Annotated in this window: 9 protein-coding genes; 6 read left to right on the top strand and 3 right to left on the bottom strand. The window is 60.4% G+C overall.

The features are described from left to right. Nucleotides 1-217: 217 nt before the first annotated feature. Nucleotides 218-1,237 carry an aldo/keto reductase gene (locus CCGE531_RS19690; protein ID WP_120667044.1) on the bottom strand — a complete coding sequence of 340 codons (1,020 nt, stop codon included), beginning with the start codon at nucleotides 1,235-1,237 and terminating at the stop codon, nucleotides 218-220. Nucleotides 1,238-1,483: 246 nt separating this feature from the next. On the opposite strand from CCGE531_RS19690, the gene CCGE531_RS19685 reads away from it, so the two are divergent. Next, nucleotides 1,484-2,395, top strand: a complete 912-nt coding sequence (locus CCGE531_RS19685; RefSeq protein WP_120667042.1) for a GntR family transcriptional regulator — start codon at nucleotides 1,484-1,486, stop codon at nucleotides 2,393-2,395. Between the two features lie 21 nt (nucleotides 2,396-2,416). Here the strand turns inward: CCGE531_RS19685 and CCGE531_RS19680 are convergent, their stop codons facing one another. After that, on the bottom strand, nucleotides 2,417-4,660 hold the full coding sequence (locus tag CCGE531_RS19680; protein ID WP_120667040.1) for a glycoside hydrolase family 2 TIM barrel-domain containing protein: 2,244 nt from the start codon (nucleotides 4,658-4,660) through the stop codon (nucleotides 2,417-2,419). Nucleotides 4,661-4,855: 195 nt separating this feature from the next. Further along, nucleotides 4,856-5,725, bottom strand: a complete 870-nt coding sequence (locus CCGE531_RS19675; RefSeq protein WP_245459309.1) for an AraC family transcriptional regulator — start codon at nucleotides 5,723-5,725, stop codon at nucleotides 4,856-4,858. Nucleotides 5,726-5,970: 245 nt separating this feature from the next. On the opposite strand from CCGE531_RS19675, the gene CCGE531_RS19670 reads away from it, so the two are divergent. From CCGE531_RS19670 to CCGE531_RS19650, 5 genes are all read left to right on the top strand, one after another. Continuing rightward, nucleotides 5,971-7,437: an alpha-glucosidase/alpha-galactosidase gene (locus CCGE531_RS19670; RefSeq protein WP_120667036.1), complete on the top strand. Its 1,467-nt coding sequence runs from the start codon at nucleotides 5,971-5,973 to the stop codon at nucleotides 7,435-7,437. Nucleotides 7,438-7,570: 133 nt separating this feature from the next. Next, nucleotides 7,571-9,658, top strand: a complete 2,088-nt coding sequence (locus CCGE531_RS19665; RefSeq protein ID WP_120667034.1) for an ABC transporter substrate-binding protein — start codon at nucleotides 7,571-7,573, stop codon at nucleotides 9,656-9,658. A gap of 159 nt (nucleotides 9,659-9,817) precedes the next feature. Then, on the top strand, nucleotides 9,818-10,828 hold the full coding sequence (locus tag CCGE531_RS19660; protein ID WP_120667032.1) for an ABC transporter permease: 1,011 nt from the start codon (nucleotides 9,818-9,820) through the stop codon (nucleotides 10,826-10,828). Beyond that, nucleotides 10,828-11,955, top strand: a complete 1,128-nt coding sequence (locus tag CCGE531_RS19655) for an ABC transporter permease (protein WP_120667030.1) — start codon at nucleotides 10,828-10,830, stop codon at nucleotides 11,953-11,955. The genes CCGE531_RS19660 and CCGE531_RS19655 overlap by 1 nt, the downstream gene beginning before the upstream one ends. A 13-nt stretch (nucleotides 11,956-11,968) precedes the next feature. After that, the gene (locus CCGE531_RS19650) at nucleotides 11,969-13,639 is read left to right on the top strand and encodes an ABC transporter ATP-binding protein (RefSeq protein WP_120667028.1); all 1,671 of its coding nucleotides are present in this window, start codon (nucleotides 11,969-11,971) and stop codon (nucleotides 13,637-13,639) included. Nucleotide 13,640: the final 1 nt, after the last annotated feature.

Below are 13,640 nucleotides of genomic sequence, written 5' to 3'. Positions count from 1 at the left end.
CGGTTGGCATCGCGACGCCTTGCGGCGTCACGCATCGCGCGGCGGAAAAGCCACCGACGCCAAAACAGGCTTTCCTCCTGCTCGAGCCGTCTCTCCGGACAGCTCGGTAGCTCCCAATCTGTCGAAGCGGTTTAGCATCTCACGGAATTGCAAAATCGCTCCATCTGTTATTTCAACGCAATTCCAGGAAAACCGCTTCGCACTTTTCCTGGAATTGCTAGACCCGGACGGCTTCGGCTCCCAAAGGAGGCGCAACCAGGGTTAATCCTTCGAATTCCGCATAGAGACTGTCGGGAAGGCGGGGCTCCACGAGCTGCATGTTGCGGACAAGACTTTCCGGCTTCGCGGTGCCGATCAGCACCGAAGCTACGCAAGGACTGCGCAGCGGGAATTGAAGCGCCGGCTGGGCGAGCGGAGCGCCATGCTTGCGGGCGATTTCCTCCATCGCCCCAACCTTGGCGAGGATATCCGGTGTAGCCGGCAGATAGTCGAAATGCGCGCCGGGTACCGGACCTGTCGCCAGAATGCCGGAATTGAAGACACCACCCACGACCAGGGATGTCCCCTTCTTCTCGCAAAGCGGCAACAGCTCGGCAACGGCCGAGCGGTCCAGCAGCGTGTAACGGCCCGCCAGCAGAATGCAGTCGATATCGGCCGCATGCATTACGTCCAGGCAGACCGGCACCTCGTTGACGCCAAGGCCATAAGCCTTGATCGCCCCGGATGATTTCAGCTCCTCCAGAGCCTTCAACCCGGATCCCAAGAGCTGGCCGAGATAGTGCTCGTTGAGCGCCTTGCCGTGGGTATAGCCGCCGATGTCGTGGACATAGAGAATATCGATGCGATTGAGCCCGAGGCGCGCATAGCTGAACTCGACCGAGCGCATGATGCCGTCATAGGAATAATCATAGTCGGCATCGAAAGGCAGTGGGTCGATGTAGCCGTAATCCGGCACCTTGTCGCTCGGCACCGGCCGCATGAGTCGACCGACCTTGGTCGACAGCACATAGCTGTTCTCAGGTTGATCGCGCAGAAAATCGCCGACGCGGCGCTCGCCAAGACCGAAGCCATACCAGGGCGCCACGTCGAAATAGCGGATGCCGCTGTCCCAGGCCGCCTGCAGGGTTTCCATCGCCTGGTCGCGGGGGCAGGAGCGATAGAGGCCGCCCAGCGCCGCAGCGCCGAAGCTGATCTCCGTGACCTCAAGGCCCGTCCCGCCGATTGTTCTTCTCTGCATCACCTCTCCCTTGTGATGACGGTCATTTCAATTTCGGTGGCGTTAACGGAAGCGCTCCACATCCATCGCCATTGATTTTGTTTTTTATCTACAATAAACATTTTGGTGTCAACGAGGAAATCACGGGGACTGCCACGGGAGACGGCGGAAACAGTGGTTTCGACAGAACTCCTGCAATTGACTGCCACCAGGACATGGTTCAGACAGCGCCGCCGGCAAAGAGCGGCGATGATACGCGAGGGGGAAATGGCAAGGCAAAACACGCTCTTCAAGGAGGCCTACAATCGCTATGCGGCCCGCCTGAAGCCCGATACCGAGCTGCCGAGCGAACCGGAAATCGCCGCCGAACTCGGCGTCAGCCGCAGCACGGCGCGGGCGATCCTCATGCGTCTAAATGACGCCGGCATCATTCTCTGGAACAAGCGGCAGAAGACGGTTCTGCGCCTGCCGACCCAGGCCGATTTCTTCCCCAAGGAAGAAACCGATTCACTGCACGATATCATCGAGCGCAGCTTCATGATGCGCATCATGTCCGATGAAGCCCAGCCCGGCATGCAGATCAACGAGCTGGAACTGGCGCGCGAAATCGGCACCGGCACCTCCGTCGTCCGTGAGTTTCTCATTCGTTTCAGCCGTTTCGGCCTGATCGAGAAGCGACCGAACAGCCATTGGATTCTCAAAGGCTTCACCAGCGAATTCGCGCTCGAGCTTGCTGACGTGCGGGAAATGTTCGAGCTGCATTCCGCGGCCGAGTTCGGCCGCCTGCCCGCCAATCATCGTGCTTGGGAAAATCTCAAGGCGATCGAGCAGGAACACCACGAACTGCTCAGAGATTTCGACGCGCATTACCGCGACTTCTCACGCCTCGACGAAAAGTTTCACCTTCTCATCCATCGTGCCTCGAAGAACCGCTTCATCACCGAGTTCTACGACGTCATCGCCATCATTTTTCACTATCACTATCAGTGGAACAAGGCTTTCGCACGCGACCGCAATGCCCGCGCCGTAGCGGAGCATCTCGACTATATCGAAGCGCTGCAATCGCGCGACCAGCAAAGGATCGATGCCGCCTGCCGCCAGCATCTCGCCTCGGCACGGCAGACGCTGCTGCAGTCGATCCCGCAAATCCCGGGAGAAATTGCCGGCTCCGCCGCGTGACGACGGGAGCCGGCAGCTCGCTTATTTCGCGGTGAAGCTCAGGCTTTGGTTGGCAAAGCGCGCAGACGCGATGTCGAGCTTGATGGCGCCAGCCTCTCCCGTTGCCTGCAGCCAGAAGCCCGTGGTTCCGCCTTGGAATGCGACGGTTGCAGGGCCGATGACCTTCGCCGGGCCATCGACCTTGATGGTGACGGCCTCATTGAGGAAAGGCAGGCGCGAGCCAGCCTGATCGAGCGCGCGCACGATGACGCGCACCGTGTCGCGCTCGCCCGCGCGCAGGGTATCGGCATCGGCCTCCACCTGAAGCGACGTCGGCAATGGATTAGCGACCATATGATGCTCCAGCACCTGTTTGCCGCCGATATAGCCGGTGAAATGTACATCCTCCCACTCCATCCCCCATACGCCGAGTTCGTCCGGCGTGAAGGAACGGTGATCGAAGACGACGGGAGGATGCGGCAGGTGCGGGAAAGTCTCCCGATCCGGGCCGAGGCGCTTGGTCAGCGAACCGTAACGCAGCTCGACCTCGTCGCAATTTGTGAGCACGACCAGCGGCAGAGCGCCGCCGATATTGCGCTCGCCGCGCGCCCAGATCGTCACCGGCTTCATGACGATCTCTTCGGCGGGCTCGCATTGGCTGGCATAGACATAAGCGGCGAATTTCGGCTCGCGGAACATGTCCATGACGCCATGATAGCAGATGCGGTCGCCCGAGCCGAAATCGCTATGCGTGTTGTAGTCGAACATGCACCATCCGATGGCGCCTGATATCGACGGATCGCCATAGGCGGCATTCAGGACTTCCAGATGCCGGCGCACATGCTCGGCCTGGCGCTGCTCCTGGTCATAGATCTTCGTCGGATACATATGGCCGCCGAATTCGGTGATGAGATATGGTACGTCCTTGGAAAGACCGGTGTTTTCCTGCTGTGGCCTCAGCGGCGTGCGCGGCCGGTTGGCACCCGGCAACTCCTCGTTGCCGAGGATGAAATCATTCATGGTGTAGACGTCCTCGAGCATCTCGCTCTCGGTGATATAGCGAACGCCGCCGGTCTGGCGCGTCGGATCGAGCTCGCGCGCCAACCGGTTCGTCTCGGCGTAGAAATCGTGAGAATCCTGGGATTCGTTGATGCGCACGCCCCAGATGACGATCGAGGGATGGTTCCAGTCGCGCTCGATCATGCGGCGCACGTTGCGGATCGATTCCTGCTGCCATTCCTTATCGCCGATATGCTGCCAGCCGGGGATTTCCTCGAAAACCAGAAGGCCGATACGATCGCAATGGTCGAGGAACCACTTCGACTGGGGATAATGCGAGGTGCGCACGATGTTGCATTTCAGCGTGCGCTTCATGATTTCGGCGTCACGCTCCTGGGCGGAACGGCCCATCGCATAGCCGACATAGGGAAAGGCCTGATGGCGGTTGAGGCCGCGCAGCTTCAACTTCTTTCCGTTCAGCAGAAAACCCTCAGCGGTAAAGCTCGCGGTGCGGAAGCCGAAAGTCGTGGCGTGACGATCCGTCCCGTGATCGGTCGCAAGCTCGACCTCGGCGGAATAGAGGGCGGGATTGTCGATATCCCAAAGCGAGATGCCCGCAAGACCATCGAAGCCGAGCGTTACGCTCTTGGCGGAGGTGTCGGTCTGTCCCGAGGCAATTGCCTTGCCATCGCGGGATCGCAGAGTAACGGTCACCCTGCCCTTGAAAGCGAGATTTTGCGGATTGGAGATGTCGCAGCGTACGGTCGCGGATTTGAGATCGGAGAGGACATCACCAGTCTCGACCTTGATGTTGGCGACCGAGACGGGAGCGGTCAGCTTCAACCAGACATCACGATAGATCCCGGCATAGGTCAAATAATCGATCCGGCCGCCGAAAGGCGGGATCTCCGGGTTCTCGCTGCCATCGATCTTGACCGTGATCAGGTTCTCGCCCTGGCGCAGACGACCGGTCAAGCGCGCCTCGAAGGGTGTATAGCCGTCCTTGTGGGCAACGATCTCCTCGCCGTTCAGATAGACGACGGCATCGGCCATGGCCGCATCGAAGATCAGCGATATCTCACGCCCGGCGAATGCCTCGTCCCAGTTCACTATCTTCTGATAGGTGAAGGCGCGCTGATAGGATTTCTCGTCGAAATAGTTGAAGGGCAGCTCGACAGCCGTATGCGGCAGCGTGACGCTCTCTCCTTCCTGTCGACGGCCGGCATCTCCCGGCGAAAATCCTTCATGAAACGTCCAGGATTCGTTGAAGGCGACAACAGAACGCATATTCAATCCTATCGATTAAGCCCGTCGCATCGGGGGACGAACAGATGTTGCTTGAAAATCAGGCGCGCGGCGAGGAAGGCACAGCGCCGCGGGGCGATATGTATACAGGCTCATCGCAGTCGCGCAATGCGACCGGTTGGCGGATTTTGATTTTCCGGACAGCGAACGATAGCAGCGCTTGCCGCCTCGCATGACCTATCGGTTTCGCCCGTTCTTCGCCTCCTCGACCGGGCTGCGCACCGCGGCATACATGCCGGTCGTGCGGAACTCCGTCGGATTGATGCCGTAGATGCGGCGGAACACCTTGGAAAAATAATTGGCATCATCGAAGCCCGACATGATCGCCACCTCCTTGACGGGAATGAACGCAGCCTTCGTCAGCAGTTTCGCCGCGCGCTGCATGCGCTGCTGCAGCACGAATTCCGCCGGCGACAGGCCCTCGCTTTCGGCAAAGACCCGCGAGAAATGCGCACGGCTGAGCCCGCTCACCTTCGCAAGCTCATCGACGGGAAGCGGCTTGTCGAGATTGGCATCGATATGATCGATGACGATCTGCATGGCGGAGCGATCGGCAGCAAAGGCGTGCGAGCCGAAGACGTCGTCATAGAGCGCCATGGCCGCCTCATAGGCGATAGCGGAAGCCGAGGCGGGCGTCGTGGCGCCCCTGACGAGCCGCAAGCCGCAATCGGCCAGATGATCGACGGTTGTCGGCTGCAGCTTCAACACGGGACCGGCCGCGGACAGGATCAGGCGATGGATGCGCAACGCCTCCTCGCCATTCATCGAGATCCAGAAATATTCCCAGCGCTCCCCCTTCTCCAGCCAGTAGCGATGATTGTGCGGCACGAGCACCAGCAGCGTATCGCCGGAATTCACACGATAGTTGCGGTTTTCATAGCGCAATCGACCGCTGCCGCTGATCGTGTGCTGAAGCACGGTGAACGGCGTCTGGCCGCGCCGGCGCCCGTCCCAATCATAGGGTTCGTCGTGCCGGACTTCGTATCCGGCGCTGGTCGGCATGGCATGCAGCCGGTGGCGGCCGCGCGGCAGCGAAACCGTCCGCATGACCTGTCCATTATCGATCAATTCCTGCAGCACAAAATTACCCTTGAAAGCATAATTGTTCTCTGTTCGGCCGGATGATTATAGGCATAATTCCGCTCAGAAAACAGCGCGTGACCGCCGTTGAGGATCGGCGATTGGAGGAAAAACCACGATTTCGGCCTGTTTCGCAACCGTTGCGATCATAGGGCAAAAATACCGTCGTCTCCCCTGCTGCTGCTCGTTCGACCGACTTGAAGGTGAGGATCATGAGTTTCAAAATCGCTATTATCGGCGCCGGCAGCGTCGGCTTCACGAAAAAGCTGTTTACCGACATTCTCTGCGTGCCGGAATTCCGCGACGTCGAGTTCGCGCTGACGGACTTGAGTGAGCACAATCTGACGATGATCAAGGCGATCCTCGACCGGATCGTCGAGGCCAACAAGCTGCCGACGCGCGTCACCGCCACCACGGATCGCCGCAAGGCGCTGGAAGGCGCGCGCTACATCATCAGCTGTGTCCGTGTCGGCGGATTGGAGGCCTATGCCGAGGATATCCGCATTCCGCTGAAATACGGCATCGACCAGTGCGTCGGCGATACCATTTGTGCCGGCGGCATTCTCTACGGCCAGCGCAACATTCCGGTCATTCTCGATTTCTGCAAGGATATCCGCGACGTTGCCGAGAGCGGCGCCAAGTTTCTGAACTATGCCAACCCGATGGCAATGAACACCTGGGCCGCCATCGAATACGGCAAGGTCGAGACGATCGGTCTCTGCCATGGCGTCCAGCACGGCGCCGAACAGATCGCCGAAGTGCTCGGCGCGAAGGACAAGCGCGAACTCGACTATATCTGCTCGGGCATCAACCACCAGACCTGGTTCGTCGATCTGCGTCTCAACGGCCGCAAGATCGGCAAGGACGAACTGATCGCGGCCTTCGAGGCGCATCCAGTCTTCTCACAGCAGGAAAAGCTGCGCATTGACGTGCTGAAGCGTTTCGGCGTCTATTCGACCGAGAGCAATGGTCATTTGTCCGAATACCTGCCCTGGTATCGCAAGCGTCCCGACGAGATCAACAAGTGGATCGATATGTCGAACTGGATCCATGGCGAGACCGGCGGCTACCTGCGTCATTCCACCGAGACGCGCAACTGGTTCGAGACGGAATTCCAGCAGATCCTCGACAGTGCCTCGCAGCCGATCGACCCTGCCCACAGATCGAACGAGCATGCCAGCCATATTCTCGAAGCGCTGGAAACCAACCGGGTCTATCGCGGCCATTTCAACGTCAAGAACAATGGCGTCATCACCAACCTGCCAAGCGACGCCATCATCGAGTCGCCCGGCTTCGTCGATCGCTTCGGCATCAACATGGTGGCCGGCATCACGCTGCCTGAGGCATGTGCCGCCACCTGCATTTCCTCGATCAACGTTCAGCGCATGTCGGTGCATGCCGCCATCAGCGGCGATATCGACCTCCTGAAGCTTGCCGTCCTGCACGATCCACTGGTCGGTGCCATCGCCACACCGGAGGAGGTCTGGCAGATGGTCGATGAAATGGTCGTGGCCGAAGCCCGCTGGCTGCCGCAATACGCACATGCCGTGGATGGAGCGAAGGAGCGCCTGTCGCGCGGAAAGGTCAAGACGCGCGATTGGAAGGGTGCGGCAAGCCGCGATGTCCGTTCGATCGAGGAGTTGCGGGCAGAGAAAGCCGCGCTGAAGCAGGCCGGCTGACGAACACGCAGATCGGAAGATAGGGACCGTGGCGGGATTTCAGGGGAGATCCCGCCATGGCAACCCTCTTCCGTTTCAATGGAGGAACGCGAGGCCTCAAACGGAACACTCGCGATTTGGGAGAGAGAACAAGATGAGACATTTTCGACCGATCGGCCTTCTGGCCGCATTGACGATTGCCACATCCGCGATCGCCATCAGCGCCTACGCGGCTGAACAGACAGTACCGCCCGTTCCGCCAGTCTTTCCGGCGGAAGGAAAGATCAAATATGTCGAGCGCAACTCCATTCTGGAATTCAAGGCGCTGCCGGAATATCACGAGCCCGCCTGGGTGACGGAGAAGTTCGTCAAGACCGGCAAGCTGCCGGCCGTCAAGGATCGCCTGCCGAAAGAGCCGCTCGTGTTCAAGACCGGCAACATGCCTGACGGCATCGGCGTCTATGGCGACACGCTGCGCCATGTCATCGGCGGCCGGCCTGAAGGCTGGAACTATGGCGCCGGTCAGACCCAGGGCTGGGGCGGTATCGATATCGGCCTTTCAGAGTGCCTGACGCGCACGGCGCCGCTCTTCCAGGTCGAGGCCAAGGATACCGAACCGCTGCCGAACCTCGCCAAGGGCTGGGAATGGTCGCCGGACGGCCACAAGCTCACCATGCACCTGATCGAAGGGGCGAAATGGTCCGATGGCGTGCCCTTCAACGCCGACGACATCATGTTCTACTGGGATGACGAGGTCATCGACCCGAATGTCTCGCCGCTGGGCGGCGGTGCATCGCCGGAAGCGTTCGGCGAGGGAACGACCCTCAAGAAGATCGACGATTACACGATCGAATGGACCTTCAAGGACGCCTTCCCGAAGCAATATCTCTACACGATGGCCTACCCCAGCTTCTGCCCAGGCCCGTCGCATATCCTGAAGCCCCAGCACCCGAAATACTCCAAGAACACCTACGATCAGTTCAAGAACGCCTTCCCGCCGGAATATATGAACATGCCGGTCATGGGTGGCTGGGTGCCGGTCGAATATCGCTCCGACGACATCATCGTCATGCGCCGCAATCCCTATTACTGGAAGGTCGACGAAAAGGGCAATCAGCTGCCTTATCTCAACGAGCTGCATTACAAGCTCTCGACCTGGGCGGACCGCGACGTGCAAGCGGTTGCCGGCTCTGGCGACCTGTCGAACCTCGAGCAGCCGGAAAACTTCGTCGCTTCGCTGAAGCGCGCCGCGCAGCCCGATGCCCCGGCTCGCCTCGCCTTCGGTCCACGCCTCATCGGCTATAACCTGCAGATGAATTTTTCCGCCAATGGCTGGGGCGGCCCGGACGAGCGTGCGCAGGCGGTGCGTGACCTGAACCGCAACGAGGATTTCCGCAAGGCCGTGACCATGGCGCTCGATCGCAAGGCGCTCGGGGAATCGCTGGTCAAGGGACCGTTCACGGCGATCTATCCGGGCGGGCTGTCCTCAGGCAGCAGCTTCTATGATCGCAACTCCACCGTCTATTATCCGTTCGATCTCACTGCTGCGAAGGCCGAACTGGCAAAAGCCGGCCTCAAGGACACCGACGGCGACGGCATCGTCAACTTCCCGGCCGGCGTCAACGGCGGCAAGGATGTGGAAATCACCCTTCTCGTCACCGCCGATTACACCACCGATAAGAGCCTTGCCGAGGGCGTCGTCAGCCAGATGGAAAAGCTTGGCCTGCGTGTCATCATCAATGCGCTGGTCGGCCCCAAGCGCGACGATGCCAACTACAGCGGCCGCTTCGACTGGATGGTGCGGCGCAACACCACTGAGCTTGCCTCGGTCGTGCAGAACACCGAGCAGCTTGCACCGGTCGGCCCGCGCACGAGCTGGAACCATCGCGCTCCGGAAAGCGGCCAGCTGGATCTGATGCCCTTCGAAAAGGATATGGTCGATATCATCGGCAAGTTCATCACCTCGAAGGACAATGATGAGCGCGTGGCCCTGATGAAGCAGTTCCAGAAGATCTCGACCGGGCATCTCTACAATATCGGCCTGACCGAATATCCGGGCGCTCTCATCATCAACAAACGCTTCTCCAACGTTCCTCCGGGTACGCCGATCTTCCTGTTCAACTGGGCCGAAGATTCCGTCATCCGCGAGCGGCTTTGGGTGGCGGCGGACAAGCAGGGCAAATACGAGCTGTTCCCCCAGGAACTGCCGGGCGCCCCGGGCGGCGCCGGCCCGATCAAATAGGGCTCCAACCAACCCCATGGCAGCCGGCATGACGCCGGCTGCCATGGAAACCCGAAGCATTCCAGCGATCAGCCATCGCCGGGCAAAAATGAACCGCTGGCGCATATCGTCCTCACCGGATCGAGATTGTCGACAGTATCAAGAGAAGCGAACCGTCCGATGTTACGATTCCTGCTCGTTCGCATAGCATCCGCCATTCCCGTGCTCTTCATCCTGAGCGTGGTGACCTTCGCCATCATACAGGCACCGCCGGGCGACTATGCCGATTACATCCGCTCGCAACTGATAAACCAAGGCGGCGCGTCCTTCGAACAGGCCGACGCGCAGGCGCAGGCCTACCGCCGCGAACATGGCTTGGACAAGCCGGTGCTCGTCCAGTATTTCAACTGGATCGGCGGCATCGTCACCAAGGGTGATTTCGGCTACAGCATGGTCTACAACAAGCCGGTGGCCGACGTCGTCGGCGAGCGCCTGCCGCGCACCCTGGCATTGGCGCTGGTATGCCACATCCTGGCATCCATTCTCGGCATCGGTTTCGGCATTTGGGCCGCAACGCGGCAATATAGCTGGATCGACAATCTGCTCGCCGGCGTCTCTTTCCTCGGCATGACGGTGCCGCGCTTCCTGATGGCGCTGATCATCGTCTATATCCTCGTCTTCCAGCTCAACGTCTCGGAGATCGGCAGCTTCTTCTCGCCGCAATATGGCGGCGCGCCCTGGTCGTGGGCCAAATTCGTCGATCTCGTCAAACATGTCTGGCCAGTCGTCGCGATCGCCACGTTCGGCGGCCTCGCCTACAATATGCGCATCATGCGCGGCAATCTGCTCGACACGCTGAATGCCCAATATGTGGAAACGGCGCGCGCCAAGGGCCTTTCGGGTGGCGCCGTCGTCATGCGTCATGCCGTGCCGAATGCACTGCATCCCTTGATCATGTATCAAGGCGTGGTCCTGCCCTACATGATGACCGGCGAAATCGAGACCGCGATCATCTTCACGCTGCCGACCGTCGGGCCGGCGATCGTCGGCTCGATGGCAGTCGGCGACGTCTATGTCACCGCAACCTTCATGATGGTGCTTTCGGCAACCCTCATCGTGGGCAACATCATCGCCGACATTCTGCTTGCGCTCCTTGATCCGCGCGTGCGCCAACAGGGAGGAATCCATTGATGCTTGCCTTCAGCAACTCCCCGCCGCCGCCCGAAGAGAAGATCAGGCAGAAGAGTGGCAACGAGAGTTACATCGCGCTGGTCTGGCGTCGCCTGAAGCGCTCCTGGACCGGCATGGGCGGCCTCAGCCTCGTCATTCTGCTCTTGCTGATGGCGGTCTTCGCCGAATTCGTCGCACCGCTCGATCCGAAGGCGACCGACACCGGCTTCGCGCCGCCGCAGGTCATCAGCTTTCACGACAAGGACGGCAATTTGGTCTTCCAGCCCCGTGTCTACGCCCTCGCCGAGACCAGCGATCTCGATCCCGTAACCTTCCAGCCGATCGTCGGCCCGGATTACGACCACCCGCGCTTGCTCGGCCTCTTCGTCAAGGGCGATCCCTACCATCTCTTCGGACTGATCCCCGGAAACCGGCATCTCTTCGGCGCCACCGACGGCGGTCCCGTCCATTTCCTCGGCACGGACAAATTCGGCCGGGACGTGCTGTCGCGCGCCATTTACGGCTCGCGTATCTCCTTGATGATCGCTTTGACGGTCGTTGCCATCGTCACCATCGTCGGCACCACGGTCGGCATGATATCGGGCTATTTCGGCGGCACGCTCGATGCCTGGATCCAGCGTTTCGTCGAAGTGGTACTGGCCTTCCCGCAGCTGCCGCTCTATCTGGCGTTGACCTCGCTGATTCCTGTGACAGCACCCACCAACGTCTTCCTCGCATTCGTCATCATCGTCATGTCGGCTCTCGGCTGGGCGCAGATGTCGCGCGAGGTTCGCGGCAAGACGCTGGCGCTGGCGCGGATCGATTACGTCCGTGCCGCGATGGCGGTCGGCGCAAGCGACCGGCGCATCATCCTGCAGCATATTTTCCCGAACGTCATGAGCCATGTCATCGTCGCCGTGACGCTCGCGATCCCGAGCGTGGTGCTGCTGGAATCCTTCCTCGGCTTCCTTGGCTTTGCCGTCAAGCCGCCGCTGATCTCCTGGGGTCTGATGCTGCAGGATACGTCGACCTATTCGGTCATCGGCTCCTACCCCTGGATTCTCTCGCCCGTCGCCTTTGTTCTGATCACCGTTTTCGCCTTCAACGCGCTTGGTGACGGCCTGCGCGACGCGATTGATCCGTATTGAGAGGAGACCGGATATGGCTCTTGCACTCGTCAATTCCTTTGCTCCCGATGTCAGGCACGATGCTGGCGAAAAGACAACGCAGCCCGTCATCGACGCCCGCAACATTGCCGTCAAATTCAAGGTCGAGGACGGCATGGTCGATGCCGTCAAGGACATTACCTTCCAGCTCTATCGCGGCGAGACCATCGCCATCGTCGGCGAATCCGGCTCGGGAAAATCGGTAACGGCCCGCACCGTGATGGGCCTACTGACCAAACGCGCCGTTGTCTCCGACAGGTCCGCCGTCCATTACGACGGCAAGAATGTGCTGAGATTCTCCGAGAAGGCGCGCCGGCAACTCCGTGGCGACCGCATCTCGATGATCTTCCAGGAGCCGATGAGCTCGCTCAATCCGATCTACACCATCGGCAGCCAGATCGTCGAAGCGATCCGGGTCCATCGCAAGGTGAGCCGCCGCGACGCCGAGAAGCGGGCTCTCGACCTCTTGAAACAGGTGCAGATTCCCGATCCCGAAGCGCGGCTGAAGCAATATCCGCATCAGCTCTCCGGCGGCCAGCGCCAGCGCGTGATGATCGCCATGGCGCTTGCCAACGATCCGGACGTATTGATTGCCGACGAGCCGACGACGGCGCTCGACGTCACGGTACAGGCGCAGATCCTGAACCTCATCCGCAACCTGCAGAAACAGCTCGGCATGGCGGTGATCCTGATCACACATGACCTGACGGTCGTGCGCCAGTTCTCCGACTATGTCTATGTGATGCAGCATGGCGAGATGCGCGAGCACAACACGACAGAGGCGCTCTTCGCGCAGCCGCAGCATCCCTATACGCAGCATCTGTTGACGTCGGAGCCGCGCGGACAGGCAAAGCCGCTGCCGCCGAACTGCGACACGGTTTTGGAAGGCAAGTCCGTCAAGGTGGCCTTCATGCTGCGCCACGGCAGCTTCTTCAAGCCCGACATGCGCGAACTCGTCGCCGTCGACAGCCTCAATATCGAGCTGCGCCGCCACGAAACGCTCGGCCTGGTGGGTGAATCCGGCTCCGGCAAAACAACCTTCGGACAGGCGCTGCTACGCCTGATCGATGCGGATGGCGGCGAGATCTATTTCGACGGGCAGGCAATCCATGGCCGCTCGCGCGCCGAGATGCGGCCGTTGCGCTCGCGCATGCAGATCGTCTTTCAGGACCCGTTCTCGTCGCTCAATCCGCGCATGACCATCGGTCAGATCATTTCCGAGGGGCTGGTGGTCAACAATCTCGGCGCCAACAAGGCCGAGCGCCTGGAACGCGTCAAGGAGGCGCTGGTCAGCGCCGGCATGCCGGCCAACATTCTCTCGCGCTTCCCGCATGAATTTTCCGGCGGCCAGCGCCAGCGCATTGCGATTGCCCGCGCCATCGCGCTCGAGCCGGAATTCATCCTTCTCGACGAGCCGACTTCGGCGCTCGATCTTTCCGTCCAGGCCCAGATCATCGACCTCCTGCGCAGGCTGCAGGACGAGCGGGGCCTGAGCTACCTATTCATTTCCCACGACCTCAAGGTCGTCCGCGCCCTTTGCCACCGCGTCATCGTCATGCAGCATGGCAAGATCATGGAAGAAGGGCCGGTCGAAGAGGTTCTATCGCATCCCAAGACCGCTTACACCGAACGCCTTGTCAGAGCGGCGTTCGAGGTGGCTTCATAGC

Origin of the sequence: Rhizobium sp. CCGE531, assembly GCF_003627795.1 — a bacterium.
Lineage (GTDB): Bacteria > Pseudomonadota > Alphaproteobacteria > Rhizobiales > Rhizobiaceae > Rhizobium.
Note: the sequence above shows the minus strand (reverse complement) of the source record. Positions and strands in the feature narration are given on the sequence as shown.